The following is an 18,123-nucleotide window of genomic DNA, read 5'->3' on the forward strand; positions in this document are numbered from 1 at the left end:
CCGCATCCGCTCAGCCTGCCTGCCGCAAGCCCTCCGCCGCCATGTTGATCCGCTCGGCAATGCGGAAATAGCCGGTGCGGGTATAGTGGTCGCTGTCGACGAATTCGCCCGCCGGGACGACCTCATCCACATCAATGAACTCGGCCCCCGGATGGGCGAGGCAGAAGTCGCGGCACATGCGGTTATAGGCCTGCCGGTCCTCGATCGTCCGCTCGGCCTGCTCGCCCTTCAACGAGACGCCCAGCACGAAAAGCCGCGCATCCTTGCGCTTCAGCCCATGGACCCGGCCAAAGGCCGCGCGCATCAGGTCCAGCCGCTGTTCCAGCGAGAGCCTGAGGTGGCGCAGCGCGCGCAGCATCCTGATCGACAGGCGCGGGTCGCGGGTCAGCGCCGCCAGCCGCTTCGGCGGAATGGTGACGAGATAGCGGTCCGGCTGCTGCATCCCCTCATGCGTGAACATGTTCTGGGTGTGAAAGGAAAAGAACATCGACAGGATGATCACGTCAGAGGTGGCAAACCCCTCATCCGCCGCCAGAAGATCGCTCAGGCTGTGGCCCGCGACATTCTGCATGACCCAGTTCTGCGCCAGCGAGGGGTCGCGGGGGTTGAGCAGGAACCCCGCATCGTCATAGCGCACGATCACCCCCTGATCGTCCTGCTTGTTCACGAATTCGGTCCGCTGCACACCGCAATAGAACGAGACCTGTTGCAGGTCGCAGCCGCCGACCAGGATCAGGCTGCGGCCCGACCCGGCGGTTTCAGGCTGGCCGAATTCAGTCACCTGACGGATCCAGTCGACCTTGGCCGGCGCATCGAGGCCGTTCGCGACCGGCCCGACCACCTCGATCTCCGGTCGGCCCAGATGGGCCCAGACCCATTGCTCGACCCCCATGTTCAGCGTGCGGCAGGAGAAGGCGAAATGATGGATCACCGCGCCGCTGAAGCGGGTGCGGATGCAGAAGAAGCCGACGATCCCGTAATTGCCATAGCGATCCCTGACCTCGACCAGCCCGGCATGGACGCCGGGGATGCGCAAAAGCGCGTCCAGCTCGGCCCGCTGGGCGTCGTCATGGACGCGCTGCTTGGTGAAATTCAGCTGGTTGGTGCGGTTGATCAGTTCGATGACCCGGTCCATGTGGCCATCCAGATCGGTAATGATCCTGACCTCGATCCCCGATTGGCGCAGGAACTCCTCGTTCGAGAGCCCGCCGGAGATCTGGTCGGCCTCGCGCGCCTCCATCAGCTTGTATTGCGAGAGGCGGCTCAACTCACAGTCCTCCTTGCCCCGGCATTGCGGCAGGTCGAGCAGCGCCGACAGGTCCGGGCCCGCGCCATTCGTCACGCCCTTTGCATCGGCGCAGGCGATACCGGGGCAGAAATAGCGGACTTCCTCGAGGTTCAGGTGATTGTCGTCCAGAAACAGCGCGTTCTCGGGCCGGAGGCCCATGCGCTTCAGGATCGTCTGCACCGCCGCGCCCTTTGGGGTCCAGTCGATATGGGGAAAGACGAACATCTCCCATACGCCGAGTTCGACGAGCTTCGCCCGCGCCGCATCGAAATCGTTCTTCGAGCAGATTGAACACATGATCCCGCGTTCGACCAGGGTTCGCACCATCGCCACATGGGCCGCGACCGCCTTGACGCCGCCTTCCGAGAGGGTGCCCTGCCAGAAGGTCTCGTCCAGGTCCCAGACCACCAGCTTGATGTCCTGGTTCAGTTCGGAAAATCTGCTCTTGCCCATTCTCGGCCCCCATGCCACTTCGACACGAGAACTCTACCTATGGTTGTTTTTCATTGGAAGAATAAACCGGGAATGCACCGGCCTGCGGCAAGGAAAAAGGGCCGCCCAACCGGGCGGCCCTTGATTGTCAGCGGGTGAACTTCTTGTATTTCACGCGCTTTGGCTCGACTGCATCCGGGCCGAGGCGGCGGATCTTGTCGGCCTCGTAATCCTCGAAGTTGCCCTCGAACCATTCGACATGGGCATCGCCCTCGAAGGCGAGGATATGCGTGCAGAGCCGGTCGAGGAAGAAGCGGTCGTGCGAGATGATGATCGCGCAGCCGGCAAAATTCTCGATCGCGGCCTCCAGCGCCTGCAGCGTCTCGACGTCCAGATCGTTGGTCGGTTCGTCGAGCAGCAGGACGTTGCCGCCCGATTTCAGCAGCTTCGCCATATGGACGCGGTTGCGTTCACCGCCCGAGAGCAGGCCGACCTTTTTCTGCTGGTCGCCGCCCTTGAAGTTGAACGAGCCGACATAGTTGCGGCTGTTCACCTGCGCGTCGCCCAGTTCGATGATCTCGGCCCCGCCGGAAATCTCCTCCCAGACGTTCTTCTCGGGGTCGAGCGTGTCGCGCGACTGGTCGACATAGGACATCTTCACCGTGTCGCCGATCACGATCGAACCCTCATCGGGCTCCTCGTGGCCGGTCAGCATCTTGAACAGCGTCGACTTGCCGGCGCCGTTGGGGCCGATCACGCCGATGATGCCGCCCGGCGGCAGGCTGAACGAAAGGTTCTCGATCAGGAGCTTGTCGCCCATGTGCTTCTTCAGGCCCTCGACCTCGATCACCTTGCCGCCAAGGCGGGGGCCATGCGGAATGACGATCTGGGCCTTGCCGACAAGATCCTTGACCGATTCGTCGGCCATCTTGTTATAGGCGGCGATCCGGGCCTTGGATTTCGCCTGACGGGCCTTGGTCCCGGCGCGGATCCATTCCAGCTCCTTCTCCATGACCTTCTGCCTGGCCTTGTCCTCGCGCGCTTCCTGCGCGACGCGCTTGGCCTTCGCTTCCAGCCACGACGAATAGTTGCCCTCATGCGGGATGCCCCGGCCGCGCTCCAGCTCGAGGATCCAGGTCGTGATGTCGTCGAGGAAGTAGCGGTCGTGGGTCACGGTCAGGATCGTGCCCTTGTAGTCGATCAGGTGCTTTTGCAGCCAGGCGATGGTTTCCGCGTCCAGGTGGTTGGTCGGTTCGTCCAGCAGCAGCATGTCGGGCGCTTCAAGCAGCAGCTTGCAGAGCGCGACGCGGCGACGCTCGCCCCCCGAGAGGGTTTCGACATCGGCGTCATCGGGCGGGCAGCGCAGGGCTTCCATCGCGATGTCGACCTGGTTGTCCAGATCCCACAGGTTCTCGGCGTCGATCTCGTCCTGAAGGCGCGCCATCTCGTCGGCGGTCTCGTCCGAATAGTTCATCGCCAGTTCGTTATAGCGGTCGAGCTTGGCCTGCTTGGACTTGACGCCTTCCATCACGTTGGCGCGGACGTTCAGCAGCGGGTCCAGATAGGGCTCCTGCGGCAGATAGCCGACGCGGGCGCCCTTGGCGGCCCAGGCCTCGCCCTGAAAGTCCTTGTCCATGCCCGCCATCACCTTGAGCAGCGTGGACTTACCGGCGCCGTTCACGCCGACGACGCCGATCTTGACGCCCGGCAGGAAGTTCAGGTGGATGTTCTCGAACACCTTCTTGCCGCCGGGATAGGTCTTGGACACCCCGTCCATGTGATAGACATACTGGTAGGAGGCCATGATCGTTCCTCGTTCGAATGAAATCTCTATGGGTTTGGCGGCTATGTAGTGCAGTGGCGGCGAAAGGAAAAGGCCGGGCCTAGCGGAACTGCGACGTGAACTCCTTGCCGAAGGTCTCGTCGAGGAAGGTGAACTGCCCCTCCAGCTTCTCGCGCAGCCGCGCGCGCGCCTTGTCCGGCACCGAAAGCGAGCGGTCGGTGGGAAAGACCTTCTTGCCCATCTCGCGGTAGTCGAAAGGCTTGAGGCCAAGGAACTCCTCGACCCGGCGCAGGAAGGTCAGCGGGTCGCTGGCGATCAGGCCGAAGGGCATGTAGAGCAGCCGGTCCGGCCCGAAATGCGCGTTCCAGCGCGGCACATAGCTCATGTAATCGCCACGATCCATCAGCACCGGATCCTCGACCTCGGCCAGCCAATCCTCGACCGAGGCGGGTTTGCGCCTTGCCCGCGACAGGTTCATCTTGAGCTGCGAGATCGCGCGATCGACCGGATGGCGGATGATATAGATGAACTTCGCCTCGGGCAGGAACTTCGCGACATATTCGACCCCCTCGGCGGGCAGCGTCGAATATTCCGGCGTCACGTCGATCGCATGCGCGCCCTCGGGCGTGGGCGAGAAGACGGTCTTGTACCAGTGGTTCGTGAACATCGGCTCGCGCGTGACGCGGTTCAGATAGCGCTGCATCTCGGCCGGGACGTCCTCGCCGCGCGCGACATAGCGCTTCTCGATATTGGCCTTGGCGCGCTTATAGTGCCAGCCGAGCCAGCTGCGATGCTCCTCGATGAAGAGATGGTTGAAGAACTGCACCTCCTTGAAGGGCGGCGTCCAGACATCGGGATGCTGCGACAGCATCTGCGAGAGCCAGGTGGTGCCCGCCTTCTGCGCCCCGATACCCAGAAAATCCGGCTTCCGGGGGGTTCCGTTCGGGTTCCAGTTCATCCGCTTCGCCTTCTCTCGCTGTTCGCGGGACAGTGTTAGGACAGTGGCGGGCGGGGGGAAAGGTCGGAGTTTCCGGGGGTGGTTCGGCTGCTATCCTTCGGGGCCAGCGGCTCATGCTGCAGGCAGAGCGTCACGCAGAGCCCATGGCGGCCACTCGGCACATCATCGTGATCTGCCAGTCAGGGAAACTCTGATAGATGATCGAGCCATGAGATTGGTCATTGCCATCATATTGATCGTCCTGACCAGCTTTGGCGGGGCGACCACTGTTGCGGCCGCCTGTTGTCCGCAGATGCAGGCGATCAGCGCCGGCTTGCATGATGGCGGACACGGCGAAACGGCTGATACCGTCTGCGCCAGTCATATCTGCTGCGCAGTCGCAGTTGCCCAAGCGCAGGCCGTAGCAGGGCAGATCCCGATGCTTCTTTCGCACGTCCCTGTCCCGAACAACCTGCCCTCCACCATCCTCAAGCCACCATTCCGGCCACCGATCGCCAACCTCTCCGTATGAACCCATCATTCACCGATACAGAGAGCAAACATGAATATCCTGAAACCATTGGCAGCCCTCGTCATGATGGCAGGCCCCGCCGTCGCGCAAGATCATTCCGGCCATACCATGCAAGGGGCTATGCCCGGCCATATGGCGGCGATGGACAAGATGATGTCCTCCATGGAGGGTATGAAGACCACTGGCAATGCCGATGCGGATTTCCTGATCATGATGATTCCGCACCACCAGTCGGCCATTGATATGGCCGAGGTTGAGCTGGAACACGGTTCGGATGCCGAAACTCGCAAAATGGCGGAGCAGATCATCGATGCTCAGAAAGGCGAAATCGCCGAAATGAGAGAGATGCTGCAACGCATGGGTGTCGAAGCGCCAGAATGACATGCTGGACGGAGCCTGCGTTGCGGGCTCCGTTTTCCCATGATGCTTTCTCACTCAGGCAGAAACGTCCGCTTCGTCCCGCACAGCGCCCCCCCCCGCAGCGGTCCCCCTTACTCCAACCGCCCCCACAGATCATATTCCCCCGCCTCGTCCACCGTCACGCTGACGATGTCGCCGGGGGTCAGGGTCTCGAAGCCCTCGTCGATGAACAGGTTGCCGTCGATCTCGGGCGCGTCGGCCTTGGTGCGGCAGGTTGCGCCGTCCTCGTCCACGCTGTCCACAATCACCTCGATGCGAGTGCCGACCTTGGCCGCCAGCTTCGCCTCGGAGATGGCCTGCGCCTTTTCCATGAAGCGGTTCCAGCGGTCCTGCTTGACCTCGTCGGGGACGTGATCAGGCAGCAGGTTCGCCCGCGCGCCCTTGACGTTTTCGTATTGGAAGCAGCCGACGCGGTCCAGTTGCGCCTCGTCCAGCCAGTCGAGGAGGGTCTGGAACTCGGCCTCGGTCTCGCCGGGATAGCCGACGATGAAGGTCGAGCGCAGCGTGATCTCCGGGCAGGCGGCGCGCCATGCCGCGATCTCGTCCAGCGTCCTTGCCGCCGCCGCCGGGCGCGCCATGCGCTTCAGCGTGTCGGGGTGGGCGTGCTGGAACGGGATGTCGAGATAGGGCAGCACGAGGCCCTCCGCCATCAGCGGGATCAGGTCGCGGACATGCGGATAGGGATAGACGTAATGCAGCCGGACCCACGCCCCAAGGCCACCCAGATCGCGGGCAAGATCCGTGATATGGGCGCGGTGCCCGCGCTCGGTCGCATATTTGCGGTCGAGACCATAGGCCGAAGTGTCCTGCGAGATCACCAGAAGCTCGCGCACGCCGGCCTCGACCAGCTTTTCCGCCTCGCGCATCACGGCATGGGCGGGGCGGCTGACCAGCTTGCCGCGCATGTCGGGGATGATGCAGAACTTGCAGGCGTGATTGCAGCCCTCGGAAATCTTCAGATAGCTGTAATGGCGGGGCGTCAGGCTGACGCCGCTGGCCGGCAGCAGGTCGATGAAGGGATCGGGCGCGGGCGGGACCGCGCCATGGACCGCGTCCAGCACCTGTTCGTATTGCTGCGGCCCGGTCACGGCCAGCACCGAGGGATGCGCGCCGGTGATATATTCGGGTTCCGCCCCGAGGCAGCCGGTGACGATGACCTTGCCGTTTTCCGCCAGCGCCTCGCCGATGGCCTGAAGGCTTTCGGCCTTGGCGCTGTCGAGGAAGCCGCAGGTGTTGACGATCACCGCGCCCGCACCCTTGTAGTCGGGGCTGATCGCATAACCCTCGGCCCGCAGGCGGGTCAGGATGCGTTCGCTGTCGACCAGCGCTTTGGGACAGCCAAGGCTGACCATGCCAATGGTGGGCTGCCCGTCCCTTCGCGTGGTGTCGAAGATCGGGCTGGGGGCGAGATCGGGGCGCAACAGGGGTGGATTCTGGCTCATGATCCGCGGCATATAGTGCGGAAGGCCGCGCTTGTTAAGCGGCAAGCAAAGCTTTGCCCAATGACCGGCCAAACACCGGAACGTCATTTCATGCGCAGTGTTGGCTGAGGCATATGCCAAGGATGATAGTCAAGATGATGTTCTCCATGACCCGTATCCTCTCCCGCCTCGCGCTTGCCCTTGCCCTCGTCGTCCCGCTGACCGCTCAGGCGCAGATCAGCGAGCGGGGCAGGACGATCATCATCACCAATGACAAGGGCGGCAACGTGGTCAGGACGATGCAGCATCGCGAGAAGCTGGTCGCCAGCGGTCGCCCGGTCGAGATCCGGGGCTATTGCCGTTCGGCCTGCACCATGTACATCACCATGCCGAATGCCTGCCTGGGTCCGAATGCGACCGTCGGCTTCCACGCGCCGCGGATCCCGAACACCAAGATCATCCCGCCGATCGTCGATCAGCTGATGGCGCGCTATTATCGCAATGGCATCCTCCAGAAATGGAACAGCGAGTGGAAGCATTCGCTGAAGATGCACAAGATCAGCGCCAGGCAATATGTCGCGCTGGACCCGCAGACCAAGCTTTGCCGGCGCTAGGCGGTGCAGGGCTTCGATCCCACGGAAATCCTCGACCGCCCGCTGATGGCGAACCTCGCCACCGTAGCCGCCGATGGCGCGCCCTGCAACGCGCCGGTCTGGTTTCTGTGGGAGGACGGGGTGCTGTGGATGCTGGGCAGCGAGAGCGGCAGCTCCGTCCTTCGCCTGCTGGCCGAGCCGCGCTGCGCGGTCGAGGTCGTCGATTTCGACGCCGGGGCGGGGATCCTTCTGCATTGCGGGTTGCGCGGCCGCGCCAGCATCGAGGCGAATGACCCGGCCCTGTTCCGCCGCCTGCTGGGCAAGTATCTGGGGCCGCAAGACGGCTGGAATCCGTGGTTCATCCAGAACATCGCCCGCATCGAAAGCCCGACCGGCCGCATGATCAGGCTGAAGCCGGACAGCGTCTTCACCAACAACGTCTCCTATTTCCGCAGCGGACCGGATCTGGCCTGGCCGGGCTGATCGGCGGATTGTTACCCATTCAGCTAAGTTTTTGTTGCATGAATGGAGCCGATATGTAGCTTAGCCACATGGCTAAGCATGACACGCGCCTCGATCTGCTGTTCACCGCCCTTGGCGATCCGACGCGCCGGGCGATCCTGACCCGGCTGGCAGCGGGCGAGGCAAGCGTCACCGATCTGGCCAGACCCCATGGAATGGCCCTGCCCTCCTTCATGAAGCATCTGCAGAGGCTGGAGGATGCGGGCCTCATCACCTCGACCAAGGAAGGGCGGGTGCGATCCTGCGCGCTGTCGCCCCATGCCTTCGATCCGGCGCAGGACTGGCTGAGCGAGCAGCGGGAAATCTGGACCGCGCGCCTCGACCGGCTGGACGATTATATCGGCAACCTCGTGAGGATGAGAGACAATGGAACTGGACCCGAAGACTGACCTGAAACTGGAACGCAACGTCGCCGCGCCGCGGTCCCTGATCTGGGAATGCTGGACCAGACCCGAGCATATCAAGCATTTCTTCGTGCCCCGCCCGCATGAGGTCACGGCCTGCGACATCGACCTGCGCACAGGCGGCCGCTTCAACACGGTATTCAATGTCGAAGGCCAGGAGATGCGGAACGAAGGCGTCTATCTGGAAGTCGTGCCCGAGGAGAAGCTGGTCTTTACCGACGCCTATACCGAGGGGTGGAAACCCAGCCCGGACCCGTTCATGACCGCGATCCTACTGCTTGAGGATGCGGGCGACGGCACGACCCGCTATACCGCCATCGCGCGCCACCGCTCGCCCGAGGCGCGCAAGACGCATGAGGATATGGGTTTCTTCAGCGGTTGGGGTACCGTCGCCGACCAGCTTGAGGAATATGCCAAGACGCTCGGGCGCTGATCGCCACGTATCGTCCTCGCGCGACCAGGCGCGGGGGCGCGACAATCGCGGCCTGCCGCGCTATGCTGCGACTGGTCCTCGGGATCGGGAGGAAGGCATGGGCAGCGGCGACACGTCACGGACGGCCATCCGCCTGCAACCGGGCGAGGGCCGCAGCTACGCCCTCGGCACGATGACCGCGATCTTCAAGGCCGACGAGGAGGAGACGGGCGCGCGCTACAGCGTCTCCGAATGGTGGCTGGAGCCGGGCGCGGACGGCCCCGGCGCGCATTCGCACGAAGCCAATGACGAGATCTTCTATGTGATCGAGGGAACGGCCAGCTTCCTCGTGGACGAGAGCTGGCTCGACGCGCCGCGCGGGACATTCCTGCGCATTCCGGCGGGCGTCGCGCATGACTTCCGAAACCGGACGGCCGCGCGGGCCGGGATCCTGAACGTCTTCATCCCCGGCGAGTTCGAGCGCAACATGCCCGCCATCACCGACTGGTTTCGCGAAAACCGTTAGCCCGGTCCCGGTGCCAAACCGGGCGTCGGGAGCGGCCTCGCCATGCCTCCGGTCAGCACGTCATACCAGTTGACAAGATGATCTTGCCCGGCCAAGCTTTCGGACGGGAGAGGACGCACAGGCGGCGCAAGCCAGCCGGCGAAACAAGAACAGGGAGAAGCACATGAAAATTCTGCGCCGCACATTGATTGCGAGCGTTGCGCTCGCCGCATTCGCGACCGCGCCCTTCGCGGCCTCGGCCGAGGGGCTGATCGCGATCATCACCCCCAGCCATGACAACCCCTTCTTCAAGGCCGAGGCCGTGGGTGCCGAGGCCCGCGCCAAGGAAATGGGCTATGAGACGCTGGTGCTGGTCCATGACGATGACGCGAACAAGCAGTCCGAGCTTTTCGACACCGCCATCGCTCGCGGCGCCAAGGCTATCATCCTCGACAATGCCGGGGCGGACGCGACCGTGGGCGCGGTCAAGCGCGCCAAGGATGCGGGCATCCCGTCCTTCCTGATCGACCGCGAGATCACCGAATCCGGCATCGCGGTCAGCCAGATCGTCTCGAACAACTATCAGGGCGCGCAGCTCGGGGCCGAGGAATTCGTCAAGCTGATGGGCGAAAAGGGCAAATATGCCGAGCTGGTGGGCAAGGAGTCCGACACCAATGCCGGCATCCGCTCCTCGGGCTATCACGATGTCATCGACCAGTATCCCGATCTGGAAATGGTGGCCCAGCAATCCGCCAACTGGTCCCAGACCGAGGCCTATAGCAAGATGGAGACGATCCTGCAGGCCAATCCCGAGATCAAGGGCGTCATCTCGGGCAATGACACCATGGCGATGGGCGCATGGGCGGCGCTGGAGGCGGCGGGCCGCACCGATGTGATCGTCGTCGGCTTCGACGGCTCGAACGATGTGCGCGATTCGATCAAGGCGGGCGGCATCAAGGCGACCGTGCTGCAACCCGCCTATCGTCAGGCCCAGCTGGCCGTCGAGCAGGCGGACCAATACCTCAAGACCGGCAAGACCGGGCAGGACGAGAAGCAATTGATGGATTGCGTCCTGATCAATGCCGACAATGCCGGCAAGCTCGAGACCTTCGCGCTGGCCGAGTGACCGGATACGCGGCCCGGTTCTACCGGGCCGCCCCCTGCCCCAGCGGAGACATGCATGTCCCGGAAAATGATGACGGCGCTGTGCCTTCTGGCGCTGGTGCCGCTTGCCGCCTGCAAGATCGTGAAGACCCCCGACCCGGAGCAGCCCGCTGCCGAAGGCGCGCCACCCACGGCCGCCAGCGGCAGCGACGAGGCGCGGATGAGCGCCCGCGCGGCCGAAATCTGGGAGCCGCAGGTCGTGCCCTATATCGCCGCGAAGGCGACCGACATCGCCACCCTGCGCGCCGCGCTGGTCGATGGCCCCGATGCGGCGGCAAGCTACGGCTTCCGCCCGGCGGCCGAGGGCAGCCCGTGGAACTTCATCGCCAAGGGCGAAGGCAAGGTCGTGGCCGAGGACCGCCAGAGCCGCGCGGCCAAGCTCGACCTCGACACCGATGGCGATGGCAAGGGCGACGTGACGGTGCAGCTTGGCCCGGTGATGAAGGGGACCGCGCTGCGCGATTCGCTGAACTTCCTCGTCTTCACCGATTACCGCGACCAGATCGAATTCGCGAAGCTTGCCCGCGCGCTGAACGACCACGCCCATGCCGGCCTGAAGCTGCCCGAGGGCGACCTGACCGGGCGCAGCGTCGCCTTTTCCGGCCCCTTCACCATCCGAACCAAGGGCGAGGCAATCCTGCTGACCCCCGTGACGCTGGAGGTCAGATGATCGGCCTTCAGATCCGCGACGGCACCAAGGTCTATCCCGGCACGATCGCGCTGAAATCGGTGGATTTCGACCTGCATATGGGCGCGGTCAATGTGCTGGTGGGCGAGAATGGCGCCGGCAAGTCCACGATGATGAAGGTCATCGCCGGGGTCGAGCAATTGACCGAGGGGCAGATCCTGCTGGATGGCAGTCCCGTCACCTTCCACGGCACCGATGATGCCGCGCGCCACGGCATCGGCATCGTCTTTCAGGAACTGAACCTCTTCCCGAACATGACCGTGGCCGAGAACATCTTCATCGGCCGCGAGAAGCTGCGCGGGGGCATCGACATCGACGCCGAGGCCCAGCGGCGCGAGACGCGCGCCCTGATGCGGCGGCTGGAGCAGGAGATCGACCCCGACACCCCGGTCGGCGAATTGCGCGTCGGCCAGCAGCAGATCGTCGAGATCGCGAAAAGCCTCGCGCAGGACGCCCGCATCCTGATCCTTGACGAGCCGACCTCGGCCCTTTCGGCGGCGGAGGTCGAGATCCTGTTCCGGGTCATCGCCGATCTGAAGCGCAACGGCGTCGGCATCGTCTATATCTCGCACCGGCTGGAGGAATTGATCCGCATCGGCGATCATATCACCGTCCTGCGCGACGGCTGCATCACCGGCACACGCAGCATGGAGGGCGTCGACGTGGCATGGATCGTCCGCCACATGATCGGCGAGGCATCGAAGGATTTCGCCAAAGAGATCGAGCATCCCTTCGGCGAGGAGGTGTTCCGCGCCGAGGATGTCTGCCTGCCCCGCGCGGGCGGGGAACTGGCCGTCGACCACGTCTCGCTGTCGCTGCGGGCGGGCGAGATCCTTGGCGTCTACGGCCTCATGGGGGCGGGCCGGTCCGAGCTGCTGGAATGTATCATCGGCAAGCATCGCCATGCGAAGGGCCGCTATTTCGTCAATGGGCAACCCCTGCTGGCCCGCGATGTCGCCGCCCGGATCGCGCGCGGCATCGCCCTGATCCCCGAAGACCGCAAGAATGACGGGCTGGTCCAGATCCTTGCCATCCGCGAGAATATGAGCCTGTCGAGCCTTGGCGATTTCACCCGGCTTTTCCACATGGACCTTGCCGCCGAACGCGCCCGCGTGCGCGATTTCGTCGAGCGGCTGCGGATCAAGATCGCCTCCACCGAACATGCGGTATCCAGCCTGTCGGGTGGCAACCAGCAGAAGGTCGTCATCGGCAAGGCGCTGATGACTAAACCCCGCGTCCTTCTGATGGACGAGCCGTCGCGCGGCATCGACATCGGCGCCAAGGCCGAGGTCTTCCGCACCATGCGCCGCCTCGCGGCCGAGGGGCTGGGGATCGTCTTCGTCACCTCGGACCTTGACGAGGTGCTGTCGCTGTCGGATCGCATCCTCGTCATGTCGAATGGCCGCATCACCGCCGAATATCCGCGCGCCGAAGCGACCGAAACCGGGTTGATCTCTGCATCCGCAACCGGCCACAATCACCCGAGGGAGCCAGCCGAATGATGACCGCCACCGCGCCCCGCCAAGCCGGATCGGGCAACCTGCTGCTTCTGCTCCTGAAGCTTCGGACCTTCATTGCGCTGATCGCCGTCTTTGCCTTCTTCGCCTTCGCCGCGCCGAATTTCCTCAGTGCCGCGAATTTCGTCATCATGTCGAAGCATGTCGCGCTGAACGCCTTCCTCGCGATCGGCATGACCTTCGTGATCATCTCGGGCGGGATCGACCTTTCGGTCGGCTCGATCGTCGGGCTTTGCGGCATGGTCGCGGGTTGGCTCATCCTTTACGGCATCGACCTTGGCCTTGGCTGGTCGGTCCAGTTCAACACCATCGAGATCTGCCTGATCGTCATTCTCGTCGGCGTGGCGGTCGGCGCGGTCAACGGCCTCCTGATCACGCGGCTGAACGTCGCGCCCTTCATCGCGACGCTCGGCACGCTCTATGTCGCGCGGGGGGCGGCGATGCTGTCGTCGGACGGGCGCACCTTCCCGAACCTGAACGGCAATCCCGAATACGGCTCGGACACGTTCCGGCTGATCGGGACGGGCAGCCTGCTGGGCATCCCGATCTCGATCTGGCTCCTGATCTGCGTCGGCCTGATGGCCGCCTATATCGCCAACCGCACGCCGCTGGGCCGCCATATCTATGCCGTCGGCGGGAACGAGCGCGGGGCGGCGCTGTCGGGCGTCAAGGTGAACCGGGTCAAGATGTTCGTCTATATGTTCTCGGGCTTCTGCGCGGCGCTGGTCGGGCTGATCATCTCCTCGCAGCTTGTCGCGGCCCACCCCGCCACCGGCGAGACGTTCGAGCTGAACGCGATTGCCGCCGCCGTCCTTGGCGGAACCTCGATGTCGGGGGGACGCGGGCGCATCCTTGGCACCATCGTCGGGGCCTTCGTCATCGGCGTGCTGTCGGACGGGCTGGTGATGATGGGCGTCTCCTCGTTCTGGCAAACCGTGATCAAGGGCCTCGTCATCATCGCGGCGGTGGTGATTGATCAGGCGCAGCAGCGGCTTCAGGCCCGCGTCGCGCTGCAAGCACAGGCGGCCACGGCATGAGGGGGGCGCTGATCGGTTGCGGCTTCTTCGCGCAGAACCAGCTTCACGGCTGGCAGGGCGTGGCCGAGATTGTCGCCCTCTGCGACCGCGACCCCACCCGTCTGGCCGAGACGGCGGCGCGTTTCGGGATCACGCGGACCTATCGCGACGCGGCCGAGATGTTCGCCGATGGCGGCTTCGACTTCGTGGACATCGCCACCACCGTCGCCTCGCATCGCCCGCTGGTCGAGATGGCGGCGCAAGCGGGCGTTCATATCATCTGCCAGAAACCCTTTGCCGAGACGATGGAGGACGCCCGCGCCATGGTGGCCGCCGCCGACCAAGCCGGGGTCACGCTGATGGTGCATGAGAATTTCCGCTGGCAATCCCCGATCCGCGCCGCGATCGAGGCGGTGCGCGGCGGTGCCATCGGCACGCCATTCTTTGCCCGCGTCAGCTTCCGCTCGGGCTATGACGTGTTCTCGGGCCAGCCTTACCTTGCCACGGACAAGCGTTTCATCATTCAGGATCTGGGCATCCATATCCTCGACATCGCCCGCGCGCTCCTGGGCGACGCGACGCGGATCACCGCCACTACGCGGCGCGTCAATCCCGCCATCCGGGGCGAGGATGTCGCGACCATGCTGCTTGCGCATCAGGGCGGGGCCACCTCGGTCGTCGATTGCTCCTATGCCACCCGGCGCGCGCCCGAGACTTTCCCCGAGACGCTGCTGGAAATCGACGGAGAGCGCGGGACATTGCGGCTGGAGGCCGGCTATCGCCTGATCCTGCCGGATGGGGCGCGCGACGTCTCGCCCCCGCTCCTGCCCTGGGCTGCGAAGCCGTGGCACAACATTCAGGAAAGCGTGCTGCTGATCCAGCGGCATTTCGTGGATTGCATCAAGGCGGGGACCGCGCCGGAAACCTCGGGCGCGGACAATCTCAGGACGCTGGCACTGGTCGAGGGCGCCTATCTCTCGGCTGCCGAACAACGCAGCGTCGGGCTGGAGGAGGCATGACCCGCTTCACGATCGGCCCGCTGTCCTTCCGGCTGGAGGACGGGGCGCTGCGCGACATCCGCTGGAACGATGTCGAGGCGATCCGGGGCATCGCATGGCTGGTCCGCGCCCCCGACTGGGCCACCCTGCCCGCCCGCATCCGCGATCTTTCGGTCAGGCAGGAGGCGGACCGCCTGCGCGTCGATTTCGTGACCGAGACCGAGGGGCTGCGGACGACGATCCATATCGACGCCCGGCCCGAGGGGATGCTGCGCGTCGAGGGGCGGGCGCTGCCCCCGGCCGATCTGCTGGTGAACCGCGCGGGCTTCGTCATCCTGCACCCGATCGAAGGAGTGGCGGGCGGCTGGGCGCGGATCGTCCATTCCGATGGCCGGGCCGAGGAGACGCGCTTTCCCGACCTGATCGCGCCGTGGCAGCCCTTCATGGACCTCGCCGCGATCACCCATCGCGTCAGCGGCGCCGAGGTCGATTGCGAACTGACCGGCGATGTTTTCGAGACCGAAGACCAGCGCAACTGGTCCGATGCCAGCTTCAAGACCTATAGCCGCCCCGCTGCCCTGCCGCGCCCCTATCTGCTGCCCGCCGGTCAGGAGGTCGTGCAAACCGTCACCCTGCGCTTTCGTCCCGGCCCGGTGCTTTCGCCATCCGCACCCGCCTCGGTCGAAGGCGCGGTGATGCCGCAGATCGGGCTGGCGGTCGCGCCAGCCGAGATCGCCTCGACGCTCGCCCATGTCGCGACGCTGCGGCAGGTCGGGCCGCAGCGTATCCTCTGCCATTTCGATCCGACGGACGGACATGGGGCGGCGGAATTGCGGGACTATGCCCGGCTGCAATCCGCCTTTCCGGCCGAATATGATCTGGAATATGTCGCGGCCTCTGCGGACGACCTCGGGGCCGAGATGGCGGCGCTGGCCAAGGCCGTCGCCGCTGCCGGGCTGCGGCTTTCCAGCCTCGCGGTCTCTCCGGCGGCGGACTGGTGGCCCGAAGCCCGCACCCGCCCGCCGCTGGAGGCGGTCTATGCCGCCGCCCGCGCCGCCTTTCCGGGCCTGCCGCTGGGCGGCGGCATGTTCGGTTATTTCACTGAGTTCAACCGCACGCACCCGCCGGTAGGTCTGCTCGACCATGTGACCCATGGCACCAACCCGATCGTCCATGCGGCGGATGATGAAAGCGTGATGCAGACGCTGGAGACCATCCCGCATATCCTGCGCTCGGGCCGCGCCATCGTCGGGGATCGGCCCTACCGGCTGGGTCCGACGACGATCGGGATGAGGCAGAACCCCTCGGGTTCGCGCGGGGTGCCCGACCCGGATGGCCGGCCAGTCTGCAAGTCCGGCGACGATCCCCGCCAGTCGCAACCATTCGCCGCCGCCTTTACCGCAGGCTATGCGATCGCGCAGGCGGGTTCGGGGGTCGAGGCATGGGTTCCGGCCGCGTTTTCCGGCCCGCGCGGCATCATCGCCCCGGACGGCACCCTCTGGCCGGTCGGAGAGGTCGTGGCGGCATTGGCGCGGATGGCCGGGCGCGTTGTCGCCGCGAAAGGCCGCGACTGGCTGCGGCTGGAGGATGGCGGCGGGATCGAGGCGCGGCTTTCCGCCCCCTATGGCGCGCGCCTGACGCCACCGCCGTCCCGCACCCAGCCGAAATAATCCGGGCTGCCCATCTGACCGCCCTTCAGCGCCAGTTGCAGCCCGTCATGCGGCCCGCCCTGAACCGCGCAGATCGCCGCGCCGGGAATGGTCGGCGCCAGCGCCCGCAGCGTATGAACGCCAAGCGCCCGCGCCGCGTGACCCGAGGTATCGCCCCCCGAAATCACCGCCCGCCGCAACCCGGAGCGGCGGATCACCTCGTCCAGAATACGACCGAGCGCGTTCCCCACCGCCTCGTTCGCAGCGGCATCCTTGCCGAAGCGGGCGTTGAAGCGCGCGACGGCGGGGTCATCCGGTCCGCGCGCCGTGTGAACCAGCGGATCAAGCCCCCGCTCCAGCGCCGCAAGCGCCGCCTCGACCGCGGCGGCAATCGCCGGGAGGCCGGGATTGGTCGCGTCGAAGGGGATCGGCTGGAATCCGTTCGCCTCGGCCCAGTCGATTTGCGCCGCCGTCACGGGCGAGACCGAACCCGAGACTACCGCCAGCCGGTCGCGGCCCAGCGAGGGCGGCGGGGCCGCCTCGGCCAGCCATCCCATCGCCCGCCAAAGCGCGACCAGCGCATATTCGACGCCCTGACTGCCGATGACGAAGGGCGCATCGGACCGGTGGTCCCAGATCAGCTGGCCGCAGCGCGCCATGCCAGCCTCATCCACCGCATCCAGCGTCACCAGCCGCACGCCCTTGGCCCGCAGCCGGGCAAGCGCCGCCTCGGGTTCATCGGCCAGCGCGATGCAGCCGACGGGCAGGTCGGTCTGCCGCGCGAGGTGGAGGGCCACGTCGGCCTCGTCCATCGGCGTCATCGGATGGCGCGACATCACCGGATGCCGGTCCAGCCGATGCACCGCGCCGAAAGCCTCGGCGAAAAGCGAGCCGAAGGCCTGATAGCGCCCCATTTCCGGCGCGGCGATCAGCACGCTCGCCCATGCTCCGATGCCAATTTCGGCCGCGCAGCCGATCGAGCCGATCTGAGGCGAGGAATCGAGGGTCGAGCAGACCTTGTAATGGATCAGCGGCAGGCCCAGCCCGCCAAGCGCCGCGAAGGCTTGGGGCAATTCGGCCCGCATCCGGTCCGGCGACCATGTCCGCGCGGTCGAGGCGATGCCGACGGCGCGGATGCCCTCCAACGCGGCAAGCTCCTCGGGTTCGGGCGGTTCGAGGAAGAGGATCGCGGGCAGACCGGCAAAGCTCAGCACCTCCATCACCGCGGCCGAGCCGGTGAAGTCATCGCCATACCAGCCCAGAAGCAGGCCCGGCGGCAGGCTCACAGCATGATCTCCGGCCGCTTGAAGGCCGAAAGCGCGGCCGCAAGCTCGGGCTGGGACCGGGCGGCCTCGGTAATCTCGATCCCGTCGCGCGCCGCCTCCGCCGCCTGACGCAGCGCGACGACGCCCGCACCCGGCCCGCCCGGATGGCTCATGATGCCGCCACCGGCGCAAAAGATGAAATCGTCATTCCCCAGCACCCGTCGCGCGGGCGCCATCTGCCAGACCGTCTGGCCCGAGGAATAGACCGGCATCGCCACATGGTCCGGCCCGCCGGTGCAGACCGGCGACTGGACCGAACGCGCGGCCTCGGCCACCACGTCATCGGCTTCGGTGAACTTGTTCGCCAGGCCGTTCACATGCAGATGGTCCGCGCCCGCCAACCGCCACAGCTTTTGCCAGACCGGAAAACCGATCCCAATATCGGGAGAGCGCGAGAACAGCCCCCAGCCCGCCCGGTGGCCATGGATCGGCAGCCCGGCGCGGTCGCGCAGCGCGCGCAGGCCCGAGAGCCCGACCGGGATCATCGAGACCATGACGCAGGTGCCGCCCGCCTCGC

The 18,123-nt window shown here is 65.6% G+C and carries 19 protein-coding genes; 12 read left to right on the plus strand and 7 right to left on the minus strand.

Annotated elements, in window-relative coordinates; all coding sequences use genetic code 11:
• Positions 1-10: 10 nt before the first annotated feature.
• The 4 genes from VNQ78_RS02030 to VNQ78_RS02045 form a co-directional block, all read right to left on the minus strand.
• The gene (locus VNQ78_RS02030; RefSeq protein WP_325686052.1) at positions 11-1,741 is read right to left on the minus strand and encodes a hypothetical protein; all 1,731 of its coding nucleotides are present in this window, start codon (positions 1,739-1,741) and stop codon (positions 11-13) included.
• A gap of 127 nt (positions 1,742-1,868) precedes the next feature.
• On the minus strand, positions 1,869-3,524 hold the full coding sequence (gene ettA, locus VNQ78_RS02035; protein WP_325686053.1) for an energy-dependent translational throttle protein EttA: 1,656 nt from the start codon (positions 3,522-3,524) through the stop codon (positions 1,869-1,871).
• Between the two features lie 79 nt (positions 3,525-3,603).
• Complete coding sequence (locus VNQ78_RS02040; RefSeq protein WP_325686055.1) at positions 3,604-4,461, minus strand: sulfotransferase; 858 nt, start codon at positions 4,459-4,461, stop codon at positions 3,604-3,606.
• Between the two features lie 130 nt (positions 4,462-4,591).
• Positions 4,592-4,894, minus strand: a complete 303-nt coding sequence (locus VNQ78_RS02045) for a hypothetical protein (RefSeq protein WP_325686057.1) — start codon at positions 4,892-4,894, stop codon at positions 4,592-4,594.
• A gap of 108 nt (positions 4,895-5,002) precedes the next feature.
• On the opposite strand from VNQ78_RS02045, the gene VNQ78_RS02050 reads away from it, so the two are divergent.
• Positions 5,003-5,353 (plus strand): DUF305 domain-containing protein, encoded by a 351-nt coding sequence (locus VNQ78_RS02050; protein ID WP_325686059.1) that lies wholly within the window; start codon positions 5,003-5,005, stop codon positions 5,351-5,353.
• A gap of 110 nt (positions 5,354-5,463) precedes the next feature.
• Here the strand turns inward: VNQ78_RS02050 and rimO are convergent, their stop codons facing one another.
• Positions 5,464-6,834 (minus strand): 30S ribosomal protein S12 methylthiotransferase RimO, encoded by a 1,371-nt coding sequence (rimO, locus tag VNQ78_RS02055; protein WP_325686061.1) that lies wholly within the window; start codon positions 6,832-6,834, stop codon positions 5,464-5,466.
• Between the two features lie 146 nt (positions 6,835-6,980).
• Here rimO and VNQ78_RS02060 point away from each other — a divergent pair, with 146 nt between their 5' ends.
• From VNQ78_RS02060 to VNQ78_RS02110, 11 genes are all read left to right on the plus strand, one after another.
• Positions 6,981-7,427 carry a hypothetical protein gene (locus VNQ78_RS02060; RefSeq protein WP_325686063.1) on the plus strand — a complete coding sequence of 149 codons (447 nt, stop codon included), beginning with the start codon at positions 6,981-6,983 and terminating at the stop codon, positions 7,425-7,427.
• 3 nt (positions 7,428-7,430) lie between these two features.
• Positions 7,431-7,889: a pyridoxamine 5'-phosphate oxidase family protein gene (locus VNQ78_RS02065; RefSeq protein WP_325686065.1), complete on the plus strand. Its 459-nt coding sequence runs from the start codon at positions 7,431-7,433 to the stop codon at positions 7,887-7,889.
• Between the two features lie 68 nt (positions 7,890-7,957).
• A complete protein-coding gene (locus VNQ78_RS02070; protein ID WP_325686067.1) occupies positions 7,958-8,317 on the plus strand; it encodes a metalloregulator ArsR/SmtB family transcription factor in 360 nt (119 codons plus the stop codon).
• Positions 8,295-8,765 (plus strand): SRPBCC family protein, encoded by a 471-nt coding sequence (locus VNQ78_RS02075; protein ID WP_325686069.1) that lies wholly within the window; start codon positions 8,295-8,297, stop codon positions 8,763-8,765. Before VNQ78_RS02070 ends, VNQ78_RS02075 begins: the two co-directional genes overlap by 23 nt.
• A gap of 97 nt (positions 8,766-8,862) precedes the next feature.
• Entirely contained in the window at positions 8,863-9,270 is a 408-nt protein-coding gene (locus tag VNQ78_RS02080) for a cupin domain-containing protein (protein ID WP_325686071.1), read from the plus strand.
• 163 nt (positions 9,271-9,433) lie between these two features.
• Entirely contained in the window at positions 9,434-10,375 is a 942-nt protein-coding gene (locus tag VNQ78_RS02085; protein ID WP_325686073.1) for a D-ribose ABC transporter substrate-binding protein, read from the plus strand.
• A gap of 54 nt (positions 10,376-10,429) precedes the next feature.
• Positions 10,430-11,083 (plus strand): DUF2291 domain-containing protein, encoded by a 654-nt coding sequence (locus tag VNQ78_RS02090; RefSeq protein ID WP_325686075.1) that lies wholly within the window; start codon positions 10,430-10,432, stop codon positions 11,081-11,083.
• Positions 11,080-12,603 carry a sugar ABC transporter ATP-binding protein gene (locus VNQ78_RS02095; protein ID WP_325686077.1) on the plus strand — a complete coding sequence of 508 codons (1,524 nt, stop codon included), beginning with the start codon at positions 11,080-11,082 and terminating at the stop codon, positions 12,601-12,603. Before VNQ78_RS02090 ends, VNQ78_RS02095 begins: the two co-directional genes overlap by 4 nt.
• On the plus strand, positions 12,600-13,655 hold the full coding sequence (locus VNQ78_RS02100) for an ABC transporter permease (protein WP_325686079.1): 1,056 nt from the start codon (positions 12,600-12,602) through the stop codon (positions 13,653-13,655). The genes VNQ78_RS02095 and VNQ78_RS02100 overlap by 4 nt, the downstream gene beginning before the upstream one ends.
• Positions 13,652-14,653 carry a Gfo/Idh/MocA family oxidoreductase gene (locus VNQ78_RS02105; RefSeq protein ID WP_325686081.1) on the plus strand — a complete coding sequence of 334 codons (1,002 nt, stop codon included), beginning with the start codon at positions 13,652-13,654 and terminating at the stop codon, positions 14,651-14,653. Before VNQ78_RS02100 ends, VNQ78_RS02105 begins: the two co-directional genes overlap by 4 nt.
• The gene (locus VNQ78_RS02110; RefSeq protein WP_325686083.1) at positions 14,650-16,302 is read left to right on the plus strand and encodes a hypothetical protein; all 1,653 of its coding nucleotides are present in this window, start codon (positions 14,650-14,652) and stop codon (positions 16,300-16,302) included. The genes VNQ78_RS02105 and VNQ78_RS02110 overlap by 4 nt, the downstream gene beginning before the upstream one ends.
• Here the strand turns inward: VNQ78_RS02110 and VNQ78_RS02115 are convergent.
• Together VNQ78_RS02115 and VNQ78_RS02120 are read right to left on the minus strand one after the other, a co-directional pair.
• Positions 16,254-17,567, minus strand: coding sequence for a four-carbon acid sugar kinase family protein (locus tag VNQ78_RS02115; RefSeq protein WP_325686085.1), 1,314 nt, complete (start codon positions 17,565-17,567; stop codon positions 16,254-16,256). The two genes, VNQ78_RS02110 and VNQ78_RS02115, sit on opposite strands and share 49 nt — an antisense overlap.
• A partial coding sequence (locus tag VNQ78_RS02120) for a RuBisCO large subunit C-terminal-like domain-containing protein (RefSeq protein WP_325686087.1) occupies positions 17,564-18,123 on the minus strand: 560 nt, incomplete at its 5' end. The genes VNQ78_RS02120 and VNQ78_RS02115, both read right to left, overlap by 4 nt.

It is taken from the genome of Paracoccus sp. (in: a-proteobacteria) (genome assembly GCF_035556475.1).
Lineage (GTDB): Bacteria > Pseudomonadota > Alphaproteobacteria > Rhodobacterales > Rhodobacteraceae > Paracoccus.